The organism is Lentzea sp. NPDC092896 (genome assembly GCF_044754905.1).
In the GTDB taxonomy this organism is placed as follows: domain Bacteria; phylum Actinomycetota; class Actinomycetes; order Mycobacteriales; family Pseudonocardiaceae; genus Lentzea.
Genome location: NZ_JBIVPX010000001.1, coordinates 722,693 through 749,319 on the forward strand (window position 1 = coordinate 722,693; position 26,627 = coordinate 749,319).

Genomic DNA, 26,627 nt, shown 5'->3' on the forward strand with positions numbered 1-26,627 from the left:
CGGGACTCCCGGCGGCCGGTCACTTCTCCAGGGGTGACCGGCCGCCGGTTTTTCTGAGGAATTCGCTACCGCTTCCGCTGCTCCAATTGCTGGCGGGATGACCGTGTCCGGCTGGACTGACGGAGCTGATGAATGAGTACCTCCAGCGAGAAGGTGGTCGAGGCCCTCCGCGCCGCGATGAAGGAGGCGGAGCGGCTGCGCAAGCAGAACCGGCAGCTCGTCGCCGCCGCCACCGAACCGATCGCGATCATCGGGATGGCCTGCCGCTTTCCCGGCGGCATCAGCTCGCCGGAGGACCTGTGGGAGCTGGTGTCGTCCGGCCGTGACGCGATCACCGGCTTCCCGGCCGACCGCGGCTGGGACGTCGACGCGCTGCTCGGAGGCGGTGTCGACGAACGCGGCCACAGCGTGTCGGTGCAGGGTGGCTTCCTGCACGGCATCGCGGACTTCGACCCGGCGTTCTTCGGCATCTCCCCGCGCGAGGCCGTGACGATGGACCCCCAGCAGCGCCTGTTGCTGGAGACGTCCTGGGAAGCGCTCGAACGCTCCGGCATCGACCCTTCTTCCTTGCGCGGCTCCCGTACCGGTGTTTTCGTCGGTACCAACGGCCAGGACTACGAGCACCTGCTGATCCGCGGCCTCGACGACGCGACCGGCGACGTCGGCACGGGTATCGCGGCGTCCGCCGAGTCCGGTCGCATCTCCTACGCCCTGGGCCTCGAAGGCCCGACTTTGACCGTCGACACGGCGTGTTCCTCTTCTTTGGTCGCACTGCATCTGGCCGTGCACGCATTGCGCGCGGGGGAGTGCTCACTGGCTCTCGCGGGCGGCGTCAACGTCATGTGCACGCCGGGTTCGTTGGTGGAGTTCTCGCGTCAGGGCGGACTCGCGTCCAACGGCCGATGCAAGGCCTTCTCCGACGACGCGGACGGCACGGGCTGGTCCGAGGGCGTTGGCGTACTGGCCCTGGCCCGTCTGTCGGACGCGCAGGCTTCGGGCTACCCGGTTTTGGCCGTGGTGCGCGGCTCGGCCGTCAACTCCGACGGCGCCTCCAACGGCTTCACCGCCCCGAACGGCCGCGCCCAGCAACGCGTCATCCGCGCCGCGCTCGACCGCGCCGGTCTAGGTCCGTCCGATGTGGACGTCGTGGAAGCGCACGGCACCGGCACGCCGCTCGGCGACCCGATCGAGGCCCGCAGCCTGCTCGCGGCTTACGGGTCCGATCGTCCTTCACCGCTGCTGCTGGGGTCGGTGAAGTCGAACATCGGCCACACCCAGGCCGCCGCCGGTGTCGCGGGAATCATCAAGATGGTGCAGGCGATGCGGCACGGCGTCGTGCCCGCCACGCTGCACGTCTCCCGCCCGTCCACGCACGTCGACTGGACCACCGGCTCCGTCGAGCTCGCCACCTCGGCCGTGGCCTGGCCTTCCACCGGTCGTGCCCCTCGCGCCGCCGTGTCGTCGTTCGGCGTCTCGGGCACGAACGCGCACGTGATCTTGGAAGCGCCGAGCTCGCCAGAACTGTCAGACCTGCCTGAGATGATTGAGATGGGGGCTCGCGACCCCCTGGGGGCCGGCCAGTCCGAATCGATTCCGAAGAGCCCGACGAGTGCGGTGCCGTGGCTCGTGTCGGCGAAGTCGGAGGCTTCGCTCGCGGCGCAGATCGAACGGGTGCGTGCGCTCGCCGCCGACCCGGTGGACGTCGGGTTCTCGTTGGCGACCACGCGCGCGTTGTTCGAGCACAGGGCAGTGCTGCTGGACGGAACCGAAATCGCGCACGGCCTGGCGCGGCGGACCGAACTGGCGATGCTGTTCTCGGGGCAAGGTGCGCAGCGCGTCGGCATGGGCAAGCAGCTGTACGCCGAGTTCGCGGTCTTCCGCGAGGCGTTCGACGAGGTGCTGCGGCACCTCGACCCAGGGCTGCGCGACGTCATGTGGGGCGACGAGGAGGCGCTGAACCAGACGGGCAACACGCAGCCCGCGCTGTTCGCGTTCGAGGTCGCCCTCTACCGGCTGCTGGAGTCGTTCGGTGTCACCGCCGCGCATGTCACCGGCCACTCGATCGGCGAGATCGCCGCCGCGCACGTCGCGGGCGTGTTCAGCCTCGAAGACGCCGCCAAGCTCGTCCGGGCGCGTGCGAGCCTCATGCAGGCGCTGCCGGCCGGCGGCGTCATGATCGCGCTCCAGGCCACCGAGGACGAGATCACCCTCACCCCCGGCGCCTCCATCGCGGCGATCAACGGACCGGATTCCCTGGTCATCGCGGGCGTCGAGAGCGAAGTCCTGGCGATCGTCGCGCGGTTCGAAGGCCGCAAGAGCAAACAGCTCGCCGTCAGCCACGCGTTCCACTCGCCGTTGATGGACCCGATGCTCAACGCCTTCCGCGAAGCCATCGGCGGCATCACGTTCCGCAGCCCGGCGATCCCGGTGACCGGTGACGTCGCCAGTCCCGAGTACTGGGTCCGCCACGTTCGCGACGCCGTCCGCTTCCACGACGCTGTGACCGGCCTGGGCGACAGGACGCTGCTCGAAGTAGGCCCGGACGGCGTGCTGTCCGCGCTCGCCGACGCGATTCCCACCCAGCGCAAGGACCGCGACGAGCGCACCGCGTTTATCACCGCACTCGCCCGGCTGCACGTCGCGGGCGTCGCAGTCGACTGGAAACCGTTCTACCCCAACGGCAAACGCGTCGACGTCCCCACCTACGCGTTCCAGCACGACCGCTACTGGCCGTCGGTGTCGGTGAGCGCGGGCGACGCCACCGGACTCGGCCTGTCCCCGGCGGACCACCCGCTGCTCGGCACCGCGATGACCGTCGCGGGCTCCGGCGAACTGATCCTCACCGGCACGCTCAGCAGGACGGGCTGGCTCGCCGACCACGTCGTGTTCCCGACCGCGGGCGTGCTGGAACTGGCTTTCCGCGCCGCCGACCTCGCGGGTCACGAGCGCGTCGAGCAGCTCACACAGGTCGCACCGCTCGTGTTGCCCGACAGCGGCGCCGTTCAGGTGCAGTTCCAGGTCGGACGAGACGGCGCGTTCCGATTCCACACGCGACGCGCCGACGCGGACTGGGTAGAGCACGCGAACGGCCTGCTGGGGCAGGGGGTTCCCGCGCCGGCCGGGGAGGGCGAGTGGCCGCCGACAGGTGCGACGGTCGTCGATCTCGACGGCTTCTACGACGAAACCCCTTACGGGGAGGCGTTCCAGGGGCTACGTGCGGCCTGGAGGCGCGGGCAGGAGGTGTTCGCCGAGGTCGCTTTGCCTGTTGACGCAAAGGGTTTCGGTGCCCACCCCGCACTGCTCGACGCCGCCACGCACGCCGCCGCGTTCCTCGGTTTCGAGGGCGTTCCCGCGAACTGGCAGGGTGTGTCGCTGCATGCGAACGGCGCGGAGGTCGTTCGGGTAAAGCTGTCCGTTGGGGACGGTGGCGTGACACTGGCCGCCGTCGACGTGGCCGGAGACCCGGTGCTGTCCGCGGACGCCGTGAGCTTCGGGCCGCTGGGCGACCTGGCCACCCGAACCGGCGTCGACTCGCTGTTCCGCCTCGACTGGGTGCCCGTCACCTACACCCCCGCCGACGTCACCGTCGTGCACTTCGCCGGTGAGCAGACGCCGGAGTCCGCGCACGCCCTGGCCGCGGCCGCGCTCGACGCACTCCAGCAGGCCACCGGAAAACTGGTCTTCATCACACGCGGAGCCGTGACCGGGGACGACGTCGCGGCCGCGACCATCTGGGGCCTGGTGCGGTCCGCGCAGACCGAGGACCCCGGCCGCTTTCTGCTCGTGGACCTCGACGACGCGCCCGAGTCCGAAGCGCTGTTGCCCGGCCTCGGCGGACTGATCGACGCGGGGGAGACCCAGGTCGTCGTCCGCGCGGGGGAGGTGTTCGCGGGCCGGCTGGCACGCGCCACCGACATCGTTGCGGGCGACTGGGATTCCGGCGGCAAGGTGCTCATCACCGGCGGCACGGGCGGGCTCGGCGCCGTCCTCGCCCGCCACCTCGTGTCGCGTGGTCAGCGCCGGTTGCTGCTGGTCAGCCGCCGCGGTCTGGACGCCCCCGGCGCCGCCGACCTGCGCGACGAACTCACGGCGTTGGGCGCCGAGATCGAGGTGAAGGCCTGCGACGTCACGGAACGCGCCGCCGTCGCGGATCTGCTGCGCGAGCGGTTCACCGCCGTCATCCACACGGCGGGTGTGCTGGACGACGGCGTGATCGGTTCGCTGACGCCCGAACGGCTTTCCGCTGTGCTGCGGCCGAAGGTCGACGCCGCCTGGCACCTCCACGAACTCGCCGGCGACGCGCGGCTCGTCCTGTACTCGTCGGTGTCCGGCGTGATGGGCGCGGCCGGCCAGGGCAACTACGCCGCCGCCAACGCGTTCCTCGACGCCCTCGCCGCTCACCGGCACGGCCTCGGCCTCCCCGCGCTGTCGCTGGCCTGGGGCGCCTGGGACACCGGCATGACGTCCACTTTGGACGAAGGCGACCTGCGCCGGATGCCGATGCTGTCGGTGGAGCAGGGGCTTGCGCTCTTCGACGCGGCCGTCGCCTCCGGCGAGTCCCTGCTCGTGCCACTGGCCACCGGTGGTGCTGCGCAGGGTGACGTTCCCGCGATCATGCGCGGCCTGGTGCGAACAGGCCGGCGCATGGCCGCGCGCGAGATCGTGGCCGGCGGACTGCTCGCGAAACTGGCTGGTCCTGACCGCGTGCGGGCCGTCGTCGATGTCGTGCGGGCGGAGGCAGCGAAGGTCATCGGCTACGCCAACGCTGACGCGGTGGGAACGGAGAAGGAGTTCCGCGCGCTCGGGTTCGACTCGCTGACCGCGATCGAACTGCGCAACGCACTCGCCACGGCCACCGGCCTGACGTTGCCCGCGACGTTGATCTTCGACTACCCGACGCCGCTCGTGCTGGCCGAGCACCTGCTCGCCGAACTGACCGGCGAGGGCGTGGACCTCGACATCACCGCGCAGGCGATCGCCGACGCGGACGACCCGATCGTGATCGTCGGCATGGCCTGCCGGTTTCCCGGTGGCGTCTCGACTCCCGAGGACCTGTGGCGCCTGCTGGCCGACGGCACCGACGCGATCGCGAGCTTCCCGGCCGACCGCGGCTGGGAACAGGACGCGCTGGCCGCCGGCGGCACCGTCGAGGGCGGTTTCCTCTACGGCGCAACGGAGTTCGATCCGGCGTTCTTCGGCATCTCACCTCGCGAAGCACTCGCGATGGACCCGCAGCAACGTCAGCTTCTCGAGGTTTCCTGGGAGGCCGTCGAACGCGCGGGCATCAACGCGGCGACGTTGCGCGGCTCGAAGACCGGCGTGTTCGTCGGCACGAACGGTCAGGACTACACGAACCTCGTGCTGCGGGCGCGTGGCGACATAGAGGGCCACGCGTCGACCGGCCTCGCCGCCGCGGTGATCTCCGGTCGCCTGTCCTACACGTTCGGCTTCGAGGGACCCGCGCTCACGATCGACACCGCCTGCTCTTCTTCTTTGGTGGCACTGCACCTGGCCGCGCAGTCGCTGCGCTCGGGCGAGTCGTCGCTGGCGCTCGTCGGCGGCGTGACGGTGATGTCCACGCCGATGAACTTCGCCGGTTTCAACGCCCAGGGCGGTCTCGCGGCGGACGCGCGCTGCCGGGCCTTCTCCGACAACGCCGACGGCACCGGCTGGGCCGAAGGCGTCGGCGTGCTGGTCGTCGAACGCCGGTCGGACGCGCTGCGTCACGGCCACACCGTGCTGTCCGTGGTCCGCGGCTCCGCGGTCAACCAGGACGGCGCCTCAAACGGTTTGACCGCACCGAACGGCCCCGCCCAGCAACGCGTGATCCGCCAGGCCCTCGCCAACGCCGGTCTGTCCACTTCGGACGTCGACGCCGTCGAGGCCCACGGCACCGGCACGCGCCTGGGCGACCCGATCGAAGCCCAGGCACTGCTCGCCACCTACGGCCGCGACCGCGCTGGAGCACCGCTCCACCTGGGTGCGATCAAGTCGAACCTGGGTCACACCCAGGCCGCCGCGGGTGTCGCCGGCGTGATCAAGATGGTGCTGGCCTTCCAGCACGGCCTGCTGCCGCGAACCCTGCACGTCACCGAGCCGTCCTCGCACGTCGACTGGTCCGCGGGCGCCGTCTCGCTGCTCACGACGAACACCCCGTGGCCCGCTGTGGACCGCCCGGCCCGCGCAGGCGTGTCGTCGTTCGGTCTCTCCGGCACGAACGCGCACGTGATCTTGGAAGCGCCGAGCGCGCCGGAACTGTCAGACCTGCCTGAGATGATTGAGATGGGGGCTCGCGGCCCCCTGGGGGCCAGCCAACCGGGATCGATTCAGCTGGCTGGCGGAGTGCCGCTCGCGGTGTCGGCGAAGTCGGCGGCGGCGTTGGCGGCTCAGGTCGAGCGGATCCGCGCGGTCGAGGCGGCGCCGGTCGACGTCGGGTACTCGTTGGCGGCCACGCGCGCGTTGTTCGAGCATCGGGCCGTGCTGCTGGACGGCGAGGTGCTGGCCGGCGGTGAGGCGGCGGGGAAGACGCTCGCCATGGTGTTCTCCGGGCAGGGTGCGCAGCGGCTCGGCATGGGCCGTGAGCTGTACGAGGCGTTCCCCGTGTTCGCCGAGGCGCTGGACGCGGTGCTGGAGCACCTCGAGGGCGTTCGCGACGTCATGTGGGGAGACGACGCCGAGGCGCTGAACCAGACAGGCAGCACGCAGCCCGCGCTGTTCGCGGTCGAGGTGGCGCTGTACCGGCTGGTGGAGTCGTTCGGGGTCGTCCCGCGGCTGCTCGCCGGGCACTCGATCGGCGAGATCGCGGCCGCGCACGTCGCCGGGGTGTTCAGCCTGGAGGACGCGGCGAAGCTCGTCCGGGCACGCGCGCGGCTCATGCAGGCGCTGCCGCAGGGCGGCGTGATGGTCGCGCTGCAGGCGACCGAGGCCGAAGTGGCGCCGCATCTGACCTCGGGTGTGTCCATCGCGGCGATCAACGCGTCCGACTCGCTGGTCATCGCGGGAGTCGAGGACGAGGCCCGCGCGGTCGTCGGCAGGTTCGAGGGCCGTAAGAGCAAGCAGCTGAAGGTCAGTCACGCGTTCCACTCGCCGTTGATGGAGCCGATGCTCGACGAGTTCCGGCGGGCGATCGAGGGACTCACGTTCCACCAGCCGGGCATCCCGATCGCGTCCACTGGCGACGTCAGTGACCCCGAGCACTGGGTCGGCCACGTCCGCGACACGGTCCGCTTCGCCGAGAACGTCGGCAAGCTCAGGGAACGGGGTGCGAGCGCGTTCCTGGAGATCGGCCCGGACGGGGTGCTGGCCGCGCTCGTCGACGGAGCGATTCCGGTGCTGCGCAAGGACCGTGGCGAGCACAAGGCGTTCGTGACGGCACTCGCGCGGCTGCACGTCAGCGGCACCGACGTCGACTGGTCCGGCTTCTACGAGGGCGGGCGCGCGATCGGCCTGCCCACGTACCCGTTCCAGCACGAGCGGTTCTGGCCAGAGGCGGCGACCGCGGCGATGGCTGCGGATCCGGCCGACGCGGCGTTCTGGACGGCCGTCGAGCAGGAGGACGTCGCCTCGCTGGCCGCCACGCTCAACCTCGACGGCGAGACGCTCGCCGGGGTGCTGCCGGCGTTGTCGGCGTGGCGGGGCAAGCGGCAGGCGCAGTCCACTGTGGACTCTTGGCTGCACAGGGAGAGCTGGCAACCGATCGCCGGTCTCACCACGAAGCCGGGCAAGTGGCTCGTGGTCGGTGAAGCCGACGAACTCCTCCTGAGCGCGCTCGGAGACGTGACGGTGCTGGCGGCCGAGCAGGACCGGGAGCAGATGGCCGGGCGACTGGCCGAGTTCGCGCAGGTCCCGTTCACCGGTGTCGTGGCGTTGGTGGCACACGAACCGATCCTCAGCACGACCGCGCTGATCCAGGCGCTCGGCGACGCCGGACTCATGGCACCGCTGTGGGTGGTGACGCGCGGTGCGGTGTCGACCAGCCGCGCGGACGCCGTCACCGACCCCTGGCAGGCCGGTGCGTGGGGGCTCGGCCGGGTCGCCGCGCTGGAGCACCCGAACCGCTGGGGCGGCCTGATCGACCTGCCCGCCGAACTGGACGAACGGGCGGCGCAGCGGGTCGCGGCGGTGCTGAGCGGCGACGAGGACCAGGTCGCGGTGCGGGCGTCGGGTGTGTTCGGCCGGCGGATTCTGGTGGCACCGCGGGCATCGGGCGAGTGGCAGCCGCGCGGGACCGTCGTGATCACCGGCGGCACGGGCGCACTCGGCAAGCACGTCGCGCGGGACCTGGTGGCACGCGGCGCGGAGAAGGTCGTGCTGCTGAGCCGCCGAGGCCTGGACGCGCCGGGCGCGACGGAGATCGTGGCCGAGTTGGGCGTTGAGGTCGTGAAGTGCGACGTCGCCAACCGCGCGGAGCTGGCCGCGGTGCTGACGGACGACGTCAAAGCAGTCGTGCACGCGGCCGGTGTGCTGGACGACGGCGTGCTCGACGGGCTCACGCCGGAGCGGTTCACCGACGTGTTCCATGCGAAGGTCACCTCGGCGTTCCTGCTCGACGAACTGACCCGCGAACGGGAGCTGGACGCGTTCATCCTGTTCTCGTCGGTCGCGGGCGCGATCGGCAACCCCGGCCAGGCCAACTACGCCGCCGCCAACGCCGTTCTCGACGCCATCGCCACGCACCGCCGTGAGCTGGGCCTGCCCGCGACGTCGATCGCCTGGGGCGCCTGGACCGGCGACGGCATGGCGGGCGACGAACGCGTCGCACGGTCGATCAAGTCGGTCGGTGCGTCCACTTTGGACCCGGAGCTCGCGGTCGCGGCGATGCGAGGCGTGGCGGCGGAGGCCGCGCCCACCGTGGTGATCGCGGACATCCATCACCCGCAGTTGCTCGGCGCGCTGCTGAGCCTGCGTCCCTCGCCCGTGCTGGCCGAGTTGCCGGGTGCCCGCGAGGTGCTGGACGAGTTGGCGGCCGCGCGCCGCGACAGCGAGTCGGCCGCCGCGGAGTTGCGTCGCGAGCTGCGTGAACTGCCTGCCGCGGAACGGATCGAGCCCGTCCTGGAACTGGTCAGGGCGCGCGCCGCGCAGGTGCTCGGCTACTCCGGCAAGGAGGCGGTGGCGAGCGACAAGGCGTTCCGCGACATCGGGTTCGACTCGCTGACCGCCGTCGAACTGCGCAACCAGCTCACCGAGATCACCGGGCTCGCGCTTCCCGCCGGCCTCGTCTTCGACTACCCGTCGCCGCGCGTGCTGGCCGAGCACCTGCTGGCGTCGTTGCTCGGCGAGGGTGCCGACATCGACGACGTGTCGGTCGTGCAGACCACCGACGACATCGCGATCGTCGGCATGGCGTGTCACTTCCCCGGTGACATCGACTCGCCGGAAGACCTGTGGCGCCTGCTGGTCGAGGGCAATGACGCGATGTCGGACTTCCCGGCCGACCGCGGCTGGGACCTGGCGTCGTTGCAGAGTTCGACGTTGCGCGGCGGCTTCCTGACCGGTGTCGCGGACTTCGATCCGGCGTTCTTCGGGATCTCGCCGCGCGAGGCACTGGCGATGGACCCGCAGCAGCGCCTGCTGCTGGAAACCTCCTGGGAGGCAGTCGAACGCGCCGGCGTCGACCCCGCCTCGTTGCGCGGCTCGCGGACCGGCGTGTTCGTCGGCACGAACGGGCAGGACTACCAGCACGTCGTCATGGCCTCCAACGAAGACCTGGAAGGCCACGCCGGAACCGGCCTCGCGGCGTCGGTGATCTCCGGCCGCATCTCCTACGCGCTGGGACTGGAAGGGCCCGCGGTCACGATCGACACGGCGTGCTCGTCGGCCCTGGTTGCGCTGCATCTGGCGGCACAGGCGTTGCGCGGTGGTGAGTGTTCGCTGGCGCTGGCCGGTGGCGTCACGGTGATGGCGACGCCGACGTCGTTCTCCGGCTTCTCCCGGCAGGGAGGGCTCGCGCCGGACGGGCTGTGCAAGGCGTTCTCCGAGTCCGCGGACGGCACCGGCTGGTCCGAGGGCGTCGGCATCCTCGTCGTGGAAAGGCTTTCCGACGCTGTCGCCGCAGGGCGCCCGGTGCTGGCGGTCGTGCGTGGTTCGGCGTTCAACCAGGACGGCGCGTCCAACGGCCTGACCGCGCCGAACGGCCCCTCGCAGCAACGAGTCATCCGGCAAGCGCTTGCGTCCGGCGGGCTGACACCGTCCGATGTGGACGCCGTCGAGGCTCATGGCACCGGAACCGTGCTGGGCGACCCGATCGAGGCGCAGGCCCTGCTGACCGTGTACGGGCAGGACCGCGCCGAGCCCTTGAGGCTGGGTTCGGTGAAGTCGAACCTCGGCCACACGCAGGCGGCGGCGGGCGCGGCGGGCGTGATCAAGATGGTGATGGCGTTCCAGCACGGCCTGCTACCGCGGACCCTGCACGTGACCGCCCCTTCGTCGCACATCGACTGGTCGACGGGCGCGGTCTCGCTGCTGACGGAGAACACCGCCTGGCCTTCGGTGGACCGGCCGTGGCGCGCGGGCGTGTCGTCGTTCGGCATCAGTGGCACGAACGCGCACGTGATCTTGGAGTCGCCGAGTGCTCCAGAACTGTCAGACCTGCCTGAGATGATTGAGATGGGGGCTCGCAGCCCCCTGGGGGCCGGGCAATCCGAATCGATTCCGTCGGCCGGTGTGGTGCCGCTCGCGGTGTCGGCCAAGTCGGCGGCGGCGTTGGCGGCTCAGGTCGAGCGGATCCGCGGGGTCGAGGCGGCGCCGGTCGACGTCGCGTACTCGCTGGTGAAGTCGCGGGCGTTGTTCGAGCACCGCGCGGTGTTGCTGGACGGCGCCGAGATCGCCGGCGGGGTGGCGGGGGAGCACACGCTGGCCGCGCTGTTCTCCGGGCAGGGGTCGCAGCGGCTCGGCATGGGTCGTGAGCTGTACGCGCGGTTCCCACGGTTCGCGGACGCGTTCGACGACGTGCTGGCGCACCTCGACCCGCAGCTCAAGAGCGTGATCTGGGGCGACGACGAGGAGAAGCTCAACCAGACCGGCTACACGCAGCCGGCGTTGTTCGCGTTCCACACGGCGCTCTACCGGCTGCTGCAGGCCTTCGGGATCAAGCCCGCCCACCTCGCCGGGCACTCGATCGGCGAGATCGCGGCGGCGCACGTCGCGGGCGTGCTCAGTCTGGAGGACGCGGCGAAGCTGGTCAGTGCGCGCGCGAGTCTCATGCAGGCGTTGCCGCGCAACGGCGCGATGGTTGCCGTGCAGGCAACCGAAGAAGAGGTGAGCGAACACCTCACGAGCACCGTGTCGATAGCGGCCGTCAACGGGCCGGCCAGTGTCGTCATCGCGGGCGACGAGGCCGAGGTCGAAGCCATCGCGGCGCGGTTCGAGAAGACGAAGCGGCTCAAGGTCAGCCACGCGTTCCACTCGCCGTTGATGGACCCGATGCTCGGCGACTTCCGCGACGCCATCAGCACCATCACCTTCCACGCGCCGAAGATCCCGATCAGCACGACCGGCGACGTCACCGATCCCGAGTACTGGGTCGGCCACGTCCGCGACGCGGTCCGGTTCACCGACAACGTCGCGAAGATCCCGGCGACCAAGTTCCTGGAGATCGGGCCGGACGGGGTGCTGTCGGCTCTCGTCGACGGCGCGATTCCGACCCTCCGGAAGAACAAGACCGAGCAGGTCGCCCTGGCCACCGCACTCGGCCAGCTGCACGTCGCCGGAATCGACGTCGACTGGACGCCCTGGCTCCAGGGCGGGCGGCTCATCACGCTGCCGACCTACCCGTTCGACCACGAGCGGTTCTGGCCCAAGGCCACCGTCGGCGGCCGCGCGGGCGACCCCGCCGCGTACGGGCTCAGGTCCGGCGGTCACCCGTTGCTCAGTGCGGCGATCGCCGTCGCGGGCACCGACGAACTCGTGCTCAGCGGCCGTCTCAGCCTCGCGACGCACCCGTGGATCGCCGATCACGTCGTCGGTGGAGCGGTGCTCTTCCCCGGCACCGGGTTCCTCGACTTCGCGATCCGCGCGGGCGACATGGTCGGCTGCGACCGCGTCGACGGGCTCACGATCGTCGTCCCGCTGGTGTTGCCCGAACGGGAGGCCGTCGCGGTCCAGGTGCGGGTCGGAGCGCCGGACGAGCACGGGCGCCGGCTCGTCAGCGTGCACTCGCAGCACCCCGGTGCGGACGAGTGGATCCAGCACGCCAGCGGCACCCTCGCCGAGGGACAGCACCAGGCCGAGTTCGACACGAGCGAATGGCCGCCGGAGAACGCCGAAAGCCTTGACCTCGAACACTTCTACGAGACGCTCGCGGAAGGCGGACTGACGTACGGGCCCATCTTCCAAGGCGCGCAACAGGCCTGGCGCAACGGCGACGAGGTGCTCGTCGAGGTCGCGTTGCCGGACAGCGTCGACGACGCGGCGACGTTCGGCGTGCATCCGGCGCTGCTCGACTCCGCGCTGCACGCCATCACGTTCGTGGAGGGCGCCGGGCAGGGGTTGCCGTTCGAGTGGAACGGCGTGTCGCTGCACGCCATCGGGCCGTCGCGGCTGCGCGTGCGACTGAAGCACACCGGCGGCGACGCGGTCGAGGTCACCGCGGTCGACGTCGAGGGCGCACCGGTGCTGTCGGTGAAGTCGCTGGTGGTCAGGACGCCTGCGGCCGCCGCGCCGAGCAATCCCGTGCAGGACTCGCTGTTCCGCGTCGAATGGGTGCCCGTGCAGGTCGGCGAGGCGACCGAGATCGGCGCGCGGGTCGTGGAGATCAACGGCGAGTCCGTGCACGAGACGACCCAGCGCGTGCTGGAGATCCTGCAGAACGCCGAAGAACGCGTCGTGTTCGTGACCCGCGGCGCCGCGGCGATCGGGGACGAACCGATCAGCCAGCTCGGCGCGGCGGCGGCCTGGGGACTCGTCAGGTCCGCCCAGGCGGAGAACCCGGGCCAGTTCCTGCTCGTCGACCTGGACGAGCACGGCGAACTGACACCCGGCATGCTCGTCACCGAGGAGCAGCAGCTGATCGTCCGCGGCGGCACTGTCCACGCTGGACGGTTGGCGCGTCTGCAGACCGGGCCGACGCTGGTGCCGCCGACCGGAACCCCGTGGCGGCTCGACACGACCGCGAAGGGCAGCCTGGACAACCTCGTCCTGACGCCGTGGACGCCGGAGCCGTTGCAGGGCAAGCAGGTTCGTGTCGCGATCCGGGCGGCCGGACTCAACTTCCGCGACGTGCTGAACGCGCTCGGCATGTACCCGGGCGAGGCGGGTTCGTTCGGCGCCGAGGCCGCCGGTGTGGTCGCGGAGATCGGGCCCGAGGTCGAGGATCTGAAGGTCGGCGACCCGGTGTTCGGCATGCTGTTCGGCGGTATGGGACCGGTCGGCGTCATCGAGGAGCCTTACCTGACCAGGCTTCCGGACGGCTGGACGTTCGAGCAGGGCGCGTCGGTGCCGCTGGTGTTCCTCACCGCCTACTACGCGTTGATCGAGCTCGGGAACGTGCGGCCGGGGGAGAAGGTCCTCGTCCACGCCGGCACCGGTGGCGTGGGCATGGCGGCGATCCAGGTCGCCCGGCACCTCGGCGCGGAGGTGTTCGCCACCGCCAGTGAGGGCAAGTGGGACGTGCTGCGCGGCCTCGGCCTCGACGACGACCACATCGGCAACTCCCGCGACACCGGATTCGAGAGCAAGTTCCCGCAGGTCGACGTGGTGCTGAACGCGTTGACCGGCGAGTTCATCGACGCCTCGCTGCGGCTGCTCGGCGAGGGCGGGCGGTTCCTGGAGATGGGCAAGACCGATCTGCGGGAGGACGTGCCGGGGATCTTCTACCGGCCGTTCGACCTCGGAGAGGCGCATCCGGACCACGTTCAGCGCATGCTCGTCGCGCTCGTGGAACTGTTCGAGCGAGGCGTGCTGACCACGCTGCCGATCGCGGCCTGGGACGTGCGGCGGGCGCGCGACGCGTTCCGGTTCATGAGTCGTGCCCAGCACATCGGCAAGATCGTGATCACCGTGCCCGCGGGCTGGGACCCGGACGGCACCGTCGTGATCACCGGAGGTACCGGCGGCCTGGGTGCGGAACTCGCCCGGCACCTCGTCGCGCAGGGCGTGAGGAAGCTGTTGCTGCTCAGTCGCCGCGGCCTGAACTCACCGGGTACGGAAGAGCTTCTCGGACTGGACGCGGATGTCACGATCGCCGCGTGCGACGTTGCTGACCGGGAAGCGTTGGCCGCAGTCCTCAATGGACACGACGTGACCGCTGTCGTGCACACGGCCGGCGTGCTGGACGACGGTGTGATCGCGTCGATGACTCCGGAGCGACTGGGGAAGGTGTTGCGGCCCAAGGTGGACGCGGCCTGGAACCTGCATTCGCTGGTGCCGGACGCGCACTTCGTCCTGTACTCGTCGGTGTCCGGAGTGCTCGGCACCGCCGGCCAGGGCAACTACGCGGCGGGCAACGCGTTCCTCGACGCGCTCGCGCATCACCGGCGTTCGCTGGGACTGCCCGCGGTGTCGCTGGCGTGGGGTGCGTGGACGTCCGAGGTCGGCATGACGAAGACGATGGACGCGGCCGCGTTGGAGCGGCTGGAGAAGTCGTCCATGCCGCCGATCTCGCTGGAGCACGGACTGGCGTTGTTCGACGCGGCGATCGGCGTGGACGAGCCGCTCGTCGTGCCCGCGCGGATCATCACCGGTGCCGGCACGACGATGGTGCCGCCGCTGCTGCGCAACCTCCTGCGCGGCGGCCGCCGAACCGCGGCGCGTGCGCAGGGAACCGTTGCACTGCAGGGGTTGCAGGACGTTCGCCCGGCCGAGCGGGTGCGCACGCTCGTGGACCTGGTGCGGGGTGAGGCCGCCGCGGTGCTGGGACACGCCTCGGCCGACGCGATCGACGGCGACCGCGAGTTCCGGCAGCTCGGCTTCGACTCGCTGACGTCGGTGGAGCTGCGCAACCGGCTCGGCACCGCGACGGGGCTGACGTTGCCCGCGACGCTCGTGTTCGACTACCCGACCCCGCAGGCGCTGGCCGAACACCTCGTCGCCGAGTTGTTCGGTGGCACCACCGAGGTCGAGGACTCGGTTCGCGTGTCGGACGAGGCCATCGCGATCGTGGGTATCGCCTGCAAGTTCCCCGGTGGTGTGTCGTCGCCTGAGGAGTTGTGGGAGCTGGTGCTGGGCGGGCGGGACGCGATCGGCGGGTTCCCGGCTGATCGCGGCTGGGACGAGAACCTCGTCGGTGACGGCGCCGGGCAGTCCGTCACCGGGCAGGGCGGGTTCATCGACGGCATCGCGTCGTTCGACCCGGCGTTCTTCGGGATCTCGCCGCGCGAGGCCGTGTCGATGGACCCGCACCAGCGGCTCGTGCTGGAGACGTCGTGGGAGGCGTTGGAGCGCACGGGAATCGACCCGCTGACGTTGCGGGGCTCGCGGACCGGCGTCTACGTGGGCGCGTCCGGACAGGACTACGCGCACCTGATGCTCGCGTCGGAGCAGGCGCTGGAGGGGTACTCGGGCACCGGGACCTCGCCGAGCGTGATCGCCGGCCGGGTGTCGTACGCGCTGGGGCTGGAAGGTCCGTCGATGACGATCGACACGGCGTGCTCGTCGGCGCTGGTCGCGTTGCACCTGGCGGTTCAGGCGCTGCGCAACGGCGAGTGTTCGCTGGCGCTGGCCGGCGGTGTGCAGGTGATGTCGGCGCCGGGTGCGTTCATGGAGTTCTCGTTGCAGGACGGCCTCGCGCGGGACGGCCGGTGCAAGCCGTTCTCCGACACCGCCGATGGCACGGCGTGGTCCGAGGGCATCGGTGTGCTCGTGGTGGAGCGTCTGTCCGACGCGGTCGCGGCTGGGCATGACGTGCTCGCGGTCGTGCGTGGTTCGGCGGTCAACCAGGACGGTGCGTCCAACGGCCTTACCGCGCCCAACGGACCCTCACAGCAACGCGTGATCCGGCAGGCGCTGGCCTCGGCGGGCCTGAAGTTCGCCGACGTCGACGCGGTCGAGGCACACGGCACGGGCACGACCCTGGGCGACCCGATCGAGGCACAGGCGTTGCTCGCGACCTACGGCCAGGACCGCTCGGAGCCGCTGTTGCTCGGCTCGATCAAGTCCAACATCGGCCACACGCAGGCCGCCGCGGGCGCGGCCGGTGTGATCAAGATGGTGATGGCGCTGCGACACGGCCTGCTGCCGCGCACGATCAACTTCACCGCGCCTTCGTCGCACGTCGACTGGACCGCCGGCGCGGTGTCGTTGCTGCGGGAGAACACCCCGTGGCCCGCCGCGGACAGGGTGCGCCGGGCCGGCGTCTCGTCGTTCGGCATCTCGGGCACCAACGCGCACGTGATCTTGGAAGCCGCGCCGGCCGTTCCGGAATTGTCAGACCCGCTTGAGATGATTGGAAAGGGGACTTCGCGTCCCCCCAAGGGGGCGCCTCTCGTTTTTTCGGCGAAGTCCCCCGCTTCGCTGCGCGCACAGATCGAGCGGGTCAGCGCTGTTGAGGCCGACGCGTTCGACGTCGGGTTCTCGCTGCTGAAGCGCTCGCGGTTCGAGCATCGCGCGGTGCTGCTCGACGGAGTCGAGGTTGCTCAGGGGCAGGCGGGAAGGCGCAAGCTCGCCGTGCTGTTCTCCGGGCAGGGCTCGCAGCGGCTGGGCATGGGGCGTGAGCTGTACGAGCGGTTCCCGGCGTTCGCGAAGGCGCTCGACGAGGTGCTTGAGCACGTCGATGTCCGCAATGTCATGTGGGGCGACGGCGAGGCGCTCGACCAGACCGGGAACACGCAGCGCGCGCTGTTCGCGATCGAGGTCGCGCTGTTCCGGCTCGCCGAGAAGTTCGGCATCGAGCCCGACTACGTCGGCGGCCACTCCGTCGGTGAGATCGCGGCCGCGCACGTCGCCGGAGTCTTCAGCCTCGAAGACGCCGCGACACTCGTCAACGCGCGCGCCGCACTCATGCAGGCACTCCCGGCCGGGGGAGCCATGATCGCGGTCGAGGCCACCGAGGACGAGGTCACGACGACCGAGCAGGTGTCGATCGCGGCCATCAACGGGCCCAGGTCGCTGGTGCTCGCCGGTGAGGAGACAGCGGTTCACCAGATCGCTGACGGGTTCACCGCGTTGGGGCGCAAGACTAAGCGTTTGCCGGTCAGCCATGCGTTTCACTCGCCGTTGATGGAGCCGATGCTGGACGACTTCCGCGCCGTGGTCACGGCGCTGGACCTCGCCGCGCCCCGCATCCCCCTCGTCTCCAACCTCACCGGCGCCGTAGCGGGTGCCGAGCTCACCGAGCCGGAGTACTGGGTGCGGCACGTCCGGGAAGCGGTGCGGTTCGCCGACGGCGTCGCGGCGCTCGAAGCCGCGGGAGTCACCGCGTTCCTGGAGATCGGGCCGGACGGTGTGCTGTCGGCACTGGTGGACGGAGCGATCCCCGCGCTGCGCAAGGATCGCGACGAGACCACGGCCTGGCTCACCGCGCTCGCACGGCTCCACGTCACGGGCACCAACGTCGACTGGGCGGAAGCCTACGAGGGCACCGGCGCCCGGCGCGTCGACCTCCCCACCTACGCGTTCGACCACGACCACTACTGGCCGACGCCGATGGCCCAGTCCGCCGACGCCTCCGGGCTCGGCCTCGGACCGGCCGACCACCCGCTGCTCGGCGCCGCGATGAGCGTCGCGCAGGAGGACGCCGTCGTGTTCACCAACCGGCTCGCGGTGGCGTTCCCGGAGACGGCGTTCGCGGAGATCGCGTTCCGGGCGGCCGACCAGGTCGGGTACGGCACGGTCGAGGAGCTCACCGTCACCGGGCCGCTCACACCCGGCGTGCTGCAGGTGTGGATCGGCGCGCCGGACAACGGAAAGCGCTCCCTCACCGTCTACACGCGACCGAACGACGAACAGCCGTTCAGCAGGATCGCGAGCGGAACCCTCGCGGAAGGCGAGTACCGGGCCGGATTCACGGTCAGCGAGTGGCCGCCGAAGGGCGCGACGGCGATCGGCGACCAGATCTGGCAGTCGGGCGACGCCGTCTACGCGGAGGTCACGCTGCCGGAAGGCGTTGCGGACGCCCAGTTCTACGGCGTTCACCCGGCACTGCTCGACTGCGCGATCCGGATCACCGAGGGCACGCGGGTACCGCTGGAGTGGCACGGCGTCAGCCTGCACGCGGTCGGCGCAGACACGGTGCGGGTCAGGCTGCGCGACGGAGAGTTCGCCGCCGTCGACACCAGCGGTTCGCCGGTCGTGTCTGCGCGGAACGTCGTCTTCGGCGCGCCGCTCGCGGCCCAGCACCACCAGGATTCGCTGTTCCGCCTGGAATGGGTGCCCGCACCCGAGACCCAGCCCGCCGCGGACGTGCGCGAAGTGCGGTTCGCCGGGGAGAGCGTCGACCAGGCGCACGAACTGGCCGCGAAGGCGTTGGAGCTTCTCCAACAGTCCGACGAACGGCTCGCGTTCGTGACGAGCGGCCTGGCGAGCGCGACCGTCGAAGGCCTGGTCCGCACGGCCCAGACGGAGAACCCGGGACGCTTCCTGCTCGTCGACACCGATGGCAGCACCCCGCTGCCCACCGGGCTGCTCGACGCGGGGGAGACCCAGGTCCGCGTCCGCGACGGCAACGCTTTCGTCGCTCGTCTCGCCCGCGTCACCGACACGGTCGCAACGGCCGAGTGGGACCCGGAAGGCACCGTCCTGATCACCGGCGGCACCGGCGGTCTGGGCGCGGAACTGGCCCGTCACCTCGTCGCCGAACGCGCCGTCACGCGCCTCCTGCTCGTCTCCCGGCGAGGCCCGGGAGCACCGGAAGCCGTCGCGTTGCAGGCGGAACTCACGGCCCACGGCGCGGACGTCACGATCGCCGCCTGCGACACCGCCGACCTCAAGGCGGTGAAGAAGGTGGTCAAGGGCGTCAAGCTGACCGCTGTCATCCACACCGCCGGTGTGCTCGACGACGGCATCATCGGCTCGCTCACCCCGGAGCGGCTCGCCACCGTCTTCAAGCCCAAGGTCGACGGCGCCTGGAACCTCCACGAGGCCACGAAGAAGCAGAAGCTCCAGGCTTTCGTGCTCTACTCGTCGGTGTCCGGCGTGCTCGGCAGCGCCGGGCAGGGCAACTACGCCGCGGCCAACGCGTTCCTCGATGCACTGGCCGAACACCGGCGCGCACAGGGCCTGCCGGCGACCTCGCTGGCGTGGGGTCCGTGGGCGCAAACCGCTGGCATGACAGCACATCTGCAGGACGGCGCGATGGACCGCATCGGCCGCACCGGCATGCCGCCGCTGTCCGTCCGGCAGGGCATGGCGCTGTTCGACGACGCGACCTCACGCGAGGACGCCGTGCTCGTCCCCGCCCGCATCACCACCGGCCGCACGAACGGCCCGGTCGCGGCGGTGCTGCGCGGCCTGGTGCGCGGCGGAAAGCGCGCGGCCGGCGCCGGTGACACGTCCACTGTGGACTTCGCGGCCACGCTCGAAGCCGTGCCGGTGGAGGACCGGGCGAAGTACCTGGTCGACCTCGTGCGCGGCCACGCGGCAGGCGTCCTCGGGCACGCGACGCCCGCGGCGATCGACAACGACAAGCAGTTCCGCGACCTCGGCTTCGACTCGCTGACCGCCGTGGAGCTGCGCAACAGCCTCGCGTCCGCTACGGGCCTGAAACTGCCCGCGGGCCTCGTCTTCGACTACCCGACACCCGACGAACTCGCCGCCTACCTCGCGGGCGAACTGCTCGGCGACGACACCGGGCCGTCGCTCGCGACCGAACTCGACAGGTTCGAGGCCGTGCTGGCCGCGAGCCCCGACGAGGACAGGGCCGGAATCGCCGCCCGCCTGCGCACGCTGCTCGCCCAGTACGGCGGCGCGAAGTCCGAGGAAGCCGTGAACGACCGCATCAACTCGGCGACCGTGGACGACGTGTTCGCCTTCATCGACAACGAACTCGGCCGACGCACCGAGCGCTGACCCCACCACGCGGACGGAAGGTTTCCGGCGATGCCGAACGAAGAGAAGCTCGTTGAGTACCTGAAGTGGGTCACCGCCGATCTCGCCCAGACCCGCAAGCGCCTGGAGGAGGTCGAGTCCGGCAGGCACGAACCGGTCGCGATCGTGGGCATCGCCTGCCGCTTCCCCGGCGACGTCCGCTCGTCGGAAGACCTCTGGGAACTGGTCGTGCAGGGCCGTGACGCCATCACCGGGTTCCCGACCGACCGCGGCTGGGACCTGGGCACGCTGGCCGGCGGCACCAGCGCGACGCTGCAGGGCGGGTTCCTCTACGACGCCGCCGACTTCGACCCCGGCTTCTTCGGCATCTCGCCGCGCGAGGCCCTGGCCATGGACCCGCAGCAGCGACTCCTGCTGCAGACCACCTGGGAGGCCGTCGAACGCGCGGGCATCGACCCGACGTCGTTGCGCGGCTCGCGGACCGGCGTGTTCGTCGGCACCAACGGCCAGGACTACGGCCACGTCCTGATCGCCTCCCAGGAGGACGTCGAGGGGCACGCCGGCATGGGCACCGCGGCCAGCGTCATCTCCGGCCGCATCTCCTACACGTTCGGCTTCGAGGGCCCGGCCGTCACCGTCGACACCGCGTGCTCCTCGTCCTTGGTGGCCCTGCACCTGGCTTCTCAGGCGCTGCGCAACGGCGAGTGCTCCCTCGCACTGGCCGGCGGCGTCACCGTCATGGCGACGTCGTCGAACTTCGCCGGATTCACCCGTCAGGGCGGTCTCGCGACCTCGGGCCGGTGCAAGGCGTTCTCGGACGACGCGGACGGCACCGGCTGGGCCGAGGGCATCGGCTTGCTGCTGGTGGAGAAGCTCTCCGACGCCCAGCGCCACGGCCACCCGGTGCTCGCCGTCGTCGCGGGCAGCGCGATCAACCAGGACGGCGCCTCCAACGGCCTCTCCGCCCCGAACGGCCCTGCCCAGCGCGAGGTGATCAAGGCCGCGCTGACCTCGGCAGGCCTGTCCGCGTCCGACGTGGACGCCGTAGAGGCCCACGGAACCGGCACGGTGCTGGGAGATCCGATCGAGGCCGAGGCGCTGCTGGCCACCTACGGCCAGGACCGCGCGACGCCGCTGCGGCTCGGCGCGATCAAGTCCAACATCGGCCACACCCAGGCCGCGGCCGGTGTCGCGGGCGTCATCAAGATCGTGGAGGCGCTGCGCCACGACACCCTGCCGCCGACCCTGCACGTGAGCGAACCCTCGTCGCACGTCGACTGGTCGGCGGGCAGCGTGTCGCTTCTGACGGAACCCACCGCCTGGCCGCGGGGCGGCAAACCGCGCCGCGCCGGCATCTCGTCCTTCGGGGTGAGCGGCACCAACGCCCACGTGATCATCCAAGAGGCGCCAGAACTGTCAGACCTGCCTGAGATGATTGGGATGGGGGCTCGCGACCCCCTGGGGGCCGGCCAGCCGGAATCGATTCAGGGGCTGGCGGGCCGGCATCCGCTCGTCGTCTCGGCGAAGTCGGCGAACGCCCTGAAGGCCCGCGTCGAGCAGGTCAAGGCGCTCGAAGGAGAGCCGCAGGACATCGCGTACTCGCTGCTCACCACGAGGCCGACGACGTTCGACCACCGCGCGGTCCTCCTCGAGGGCGAGGTCATCGCGACCGGGACCGTGCAGCGCAAGCCGTTCGCCGCGCTGTTCTCCGGCCAGGGCGCCCAGCGCGTCGGCATGGGCAAGGAGCTGCACGAGGCGTTCCCCGCCTTCCGGGAGGCCCTCGACGCCGCCCTCCGCCACCTCCCCACAGGCCTCAAAGAGATCATGTGGGAGGACGAGACCCGGCTCGACCGGACCGGCCACACCCAGCCCGCGCTGTTCGCGTTCGAGGTCGCGCTGTACCGGCTGCTGGAGAGCCACGGCTTCAAGGCCGACCACGTCGCGGGCCACTCGATCGGCGAGATCGCCGCCGCGCACATCGCCGGCGTCCTGAGCCTCGAAGACGCCGCGAAGCTCGTCACGGCCAGGGCGAGTCTCATGCAGAACCTCCCGGCGGGCGGCGTGATGATCGCGCTCCAGGCCACCGAGGCCGAGGTCACGCCGCACCTCACCGCAGGCGTCTCCCTGGCCGCCGTCAACGCCGAGGACTCGGTCGTCATCGCCGGTGTCGACCAAGAAGCACGAGAGGTGGCCGCGCGGTTCGGCGACCGCAAGACCAAGCAGCTGAAAGTCAGCCACGCGTTCCACTCGCCGCTGATGGAACCGATGCTCGACGACTTCCGCGCCGCCATCGGGACCATCGCGCTGAACCCGCCGAAGATCCCGTTCAGCGCGACCGGCGACGTCACAAACCCCGAGTACTGGGTCAGCCACGTTCGCGACACCGTCCGCTTCGCCGACAACGTCAGCCGCATCGGGGAAGCCACTCACGTCGAGATCGGCCCCAGCGCCGTCCTGGCCGCCCTGGTGGACCGCGCCATCCCGACGATGCGCAACGACAAGGACGAGGTCACGGCGTTCATCACGGCGCTGGCCAAGCTCTACACGGTCGGCGCCAAGATCAGCTGGCCAAAACAGGGCAGGAAGACCGCGCTGCCCACCTACCCGTTCGACACCGAGCGGTTCTGGCCGCGCAGCACCATGGCCCCCGGCACCCAGCCGAACGCCAGCCGTCCCGCGCTCTACGAGCTGAACTGGGTGAAGTCCACAGTGGACGCACCGGCCATCACTGGCGCGCGCTGGGCGATCATCGGCGGCGACGAGTTCGACCTCGCCCACGTCCTGTACGCGGCGGGCCAGTCCGTCAGCGGCTACGGCGAAACCCTCACCGAGGCTGCCCAGAACACGACACCGGACGTGTTCGTCGTGGCCGTCACGGGCGACAACACGCCGGAGACGACCCACGCACAGACCGAGCGAGCGCTGAGCATCCTGCAGGAGGCACTGAAGTTCGAGAACTCCCGCGTCGTCTTCGTGAGCCGTGGTGCCGCGGCGGGCGAGGACCTGGCCGCGGCGGCCGTGTGGGGCCTGGTCCGCACCGCCCAGGCCGAGAACCCCGGCCGGTTCCTGCTCGTCGACAGCGACGGCCTCGACGTCTCCGGCGCTCTGCTCACCTCCCTCGTCAACGGCGACGAACCGCAGGTCGTCGTCCGCGCGGGCAAGGTAGAGGTCGCCCGCCTCAGGGAACTGCCCGAGAACCCCGACGTCACCTACGAGTGGAGCGAGGACGACACCGTCCTGATCACCGGTGGCACCGGCGGCCTCGGCGCCGAACTGGCGAAGCACCTCGTCACCAGGCACGGCGTGCGGCACCTCCTGCTCGCCAGCCGCCGCGGCGAGGAGGCACCCGGTGCGCAGCACCTGAAGCAGGAGCTGGAGAGCAAGGGCGCCACCGTCACCATCGCGGCCGCCGACGTCTCGAACCCCAACGACGTCCAGACCCTGTTCGCCGCCACGGAACGCCCGCTCACCACTGTCATCCACACGGCGGGCGTGCTGGACGACGCGCTGGTCGACGCGCTCACCCCGGACCGTCTCCGAGCGGTCCTGACGCCCAAGGTGGACGCCGCGCACCTGCTCGCCCAGCGCGACCTCAAGCTGCTCGTGCTCTACAGCTCCGTCTCCAACGTCATGGGCGCGCCCGGTCAGGGCAACTACGCCGCCGCCAACTCCTACCTCGACGCCCTCGCCCAGAGCCGCGAGAACACCATCAGCCTCGCCTGGGGACCGTGGGCGCAGGACAGCGGCATGACCGCGGGCCTGAGCGACGCCGCCATGGATCGCATCACCCGTTCCGGCATGCCACCGCTGGCCGCCGAACAGGGCCTCGCGCTGTTCGACGCCGCACTCGCCGGGAACAGGCGCGTCGTCGTCCCCATGCACGTCAACCGCAACCAGCAGCGCGTCGCCCCGCTGCTGCGCGACATCGTCGACGAGCAGCTCCTCCCGCAGCAGAGCCAGATGGCGGCCGTGACGGTCCTCGACCGGCTGCGCACCCTCGACGGCGACGACCGCGTCAGCCAGGTCCGCGAACTCGTCGCCGGCACGTGCGCCGCGCTGCTCGGCCACAACGAGCCGTCCAAAGTGGACCCGGAGAAGAACTTCCTGGAACTGGGCTTCGACAGCCTCATCGCCGTCGAGCTGCGCAACCAGCTCAACGACATGCTCAACCTCAAACTCCCCGGCAGCGCCGTGTTCGACAGCGGCACCCCGGCCGCGCTCGCCGCGCGGGTCGACGCCGAACTGGGCACCATCGCCGGGCCCGCCACCAGCAACGGCCTGGCGGTCAGCGCGCACGACACGGTGTTCGGGCTGTTCATGGACAGCGTCTCGAGCGGCAAGGTCGTCGAGGGCCTCCGGCTGCTCAAGGCCGTCGCCACCCTGCGCCCGATGTTCGACAGCCCGGCCGAACTGGAGGACCTGCCCGTTCCCGTCACCCTCGCCGACGGCCCGAAGCTGCCGAAACTGGTCTGCGTCAGCGCACCCGGCGCCACCGCCGGCGTGCACATGTACGCGCGGCTCGCCGCCCACCTGCGCGGCAAACGCCACGTCTCAGCGCTCCCGCTCATCGGCTTCAACGAAGGCGAAGCGTTACCGCGCACCACGGAGGCCGCCGCCAGGTTCGTCGCGGAGAGCATCCTCAACGGCACCGACGGCGACCCGTTCGTCCTCGTCGGACACTCCTCCGGCGGCACCCTCGCCTACTTCGCGGCCGCCGTGCTCGAGGAGACCTGGGGGATCACGCCGGAAGCGGTGATCATGCTCGACACCCTGAGCATGAACTACAACTCCAGTGAGGGCATGGACTTCGGAGCCGTCACCACGAACTACTTCAACACCATGGACTCGCCCGCGGTGAACATGAACAGCACCCGCCTGTCCGCGATGGCGCACTGGTTCCCGCTCATCATCGACACCGGCCTCCACAGCACGGTCCCGAAGCTGCTCATCCGCTGCGCCAACGAGGTCAAGGGCACCGACCTCGTCACGACGAACCAGGACGTCGACGTGCCCGCCGACGAGATCCGCGTCGTCGCCACCGACCACATGGCGATGGTCAAGGAGGACGCGGGCGTCGTCGCGGACGTGATGGAGGACTGGCTCAGCACCCGTATCGAGAAACTGGAAGGCGTCCGATGACCACATCGCAGGAACTGCCCCTGATCGGGGTCGAACTGCCGTCGATCCTGACGTTCAGCGAACTCCGGCTGCGGTTGCAGGAACAGGCGCCGGTGTGCCGCATCCGGACGCCCGCGGGTGACGAGGGCTGGCTCGTCACCCGCCACGCCGAGGTGAAGTCGCTGCTGCAGAACCAGAAACTCGGCCGCAGCCACAAGGACCCCGCCAACGCGCCGCGCTACTTCCGCAACCCGATGCTCGACATGCTCATCACCGCCGACGACATCGAGGTCGAGAAGGAGCGCCACGAGAAGAAGCGCGTCCTCTACACCAAGAGCTTCGCCGCCCGCCGCGTCATCGAACGCCGCGAGCGCGTCATCGGCATCGCGAACGACAAGATCGACGCGATCATCGCCGCAGGCCAGCCCGCCGACCTGCACGACGCCTACTCGATGGACTACTCGCAGCAGGCGCTGTGCGACATGGTCGGCATCCCCGTCGAGGACCGCGCCAAGCTCCTGGAGATGATGGACACCGTCGGCGCCTCCGACCAGGAGTCCGCGGAGGCCGGCATGGACCCGCTGTTCTCCTTCGCCGCCGACATCGGCGAACGTCGCAGGTCAGAGCTCGGCGACGACGTCATCTCGCGGTTCATCGAGACCGGCCTGACCAACGAGGAGATCGGCCTCCACGTCGTCACGCTGCTATTCACCGGCCTCGCGGGCCTCGCGAGCCACCTCGACTTCGGCGTGCTGCTGTTCCTGCGCAACCCCGAGCAGCGCGCGAAGGCCATGGCCGCCCCGGAGATCATGGCCCGCGCCGTCGACGAGGTCATGCGCGCCACTATCAGCTCGCCCGTCCTGCCCCGCTACGCCAGCGAGGACATCGAGATCGGGGGAGTCACGATCAAGGAGGGCGACCTCGTGATGCTGGACTTCAGCCTCGCGAACTTCGACCCGCGCGCGTTCGAGAACCCGCACGACTTCGACGTCACCCGCTCGCCGAACCACCACTTCACGTTCGGTCACGGCATGCGGCACTGCACCGGCGCCCCGCTCGTGCGGATCATCCTCGCCGTCGCCTACACCACGCTGTTCGAACGCCTGCCGGGGCTGCGACTCGCCGTGCCGGAGTCGGAGCTCGAATCCCACCCCGGTGGACGGCTCGCGGGCGGTCTGGAGAAGTTTCCCGTCACCTGGTGAGCGGGGTCACTCCGCTTCTTCCTCGAGGCGCGCCTTCTCTGCCAGGCGCGCCTCTTCGGCCTTGAACTCCTTGTAGGTGGCGCGCTCGCGCACCAGCCAGTCCGGGTTCTCGTCCTTGATCGCGGTGATCTGGTCGGTGGTGAGCGCCTCGGTGATGCCGGCGCGCACCAGGCCCGACGCCGAGATACCGAGCTTCTGCGCGATGAGCTGCTTGGGGTGCGGGCCGTTGCTGCGCAGGTTCGCCAGCCACTCCGGCGGGTTGGCCTGCAGCTCGTTCAGCTCGTCGCGCGACACGACGCCGGCCTGGAACTCCTCGGGGGTGGCCTCGAGGTACACGCCGAGCTTCTTGGCGGCGGTGGCGGGCTTCATGGTCTGCTGCGACTTCATGCG

At 70.7% G+C, this 26,627-nt stretch carries 3 protein-coding genes and 1 pseudogene; 3 read left to right on the forward strand and 1 reads right to left on the reverse strand.

All coding sequences use genetic code 11. The features are described 5' to 3' along the window. The first annotated feature begins 153 nt into the window (after nt 1-153). The 3 genes and pseudogenes from ACIQF0_RS03415 to ACIQF0_RS03425 all read left to right on the forward strand — a co-directional run bounded on the left by ACIQF0_RS03415 (nt 154) and on the right by ACIQF0_RS03425 (nt 26,237). Nucleotides 154-19,938, forward strand: a complete 19,785-nt coding sequence (locus ACIQF0_RS03415; RefSeq protein ID WP_401027672.1) for a type I polyketide synthase — start codon at nt 154-156, stop codon at nt 19,936-19,938. A 30-nt stretch (nt 19,939-19,968) separates the two neighbouring features. Continuing rightward, nucleotides 19,969-25,056 (forward strand): annotated as a pseudogene (locus tag ACIQF0_RS03420) (SDR family NAD(P)-dependent oxidoreductase); the annotation flags it as partial. Next, entirely contained in the window at nt 25,053-26,237 is a 1,185-nt protein-coding gene (locus tag ACIQF0_RS03425) for a cytochrome P450 (RefSeq protein WP_401023959.1), read from the forward strand. The pseudogene ACIQF0_RS03420 and the gene ACIQF0_RS03425, both read left to right, overlap by 4 nt. A gap of 6 nt (nt 26,238-26,243) precedes the next feature. Here ACIQF0_RS03425 and ACIQF0_RS03430 read toward each other — a convergent pair whose 3' ends face one another. Then, nucleotides 26,244-26,606, reverse strand: coding sequence for a DUF5997 family protein (locus ACIQF0_RS03430; protein WP_360031271.1), 363 nt, complete (start codon nt 26,604-26,606; stop codon nt 26,244-26,246). Nucleotides 26,607-26,627 lie beyond the last annotated feature (21 nt).

What these genes read in the sequence shown, in the direction of transcription:
- ACIQF0_RS03425 (WP_401023959.1), top strand. Translation starts at nt 25,053, where the DNA reads ATGACCACATCGCAGGAACTGCCCCTGATCGGGGTCGAACTGCCGTCG.
- ACIQF0_RS03430 (WP_360031271.1), bottom strand. Translation starts at nt 26,606, where the DNA reads ATGAAGCCCGCCACCGCCGCCAAGAAGCTCGGCGTGTACCTCGAGGCC.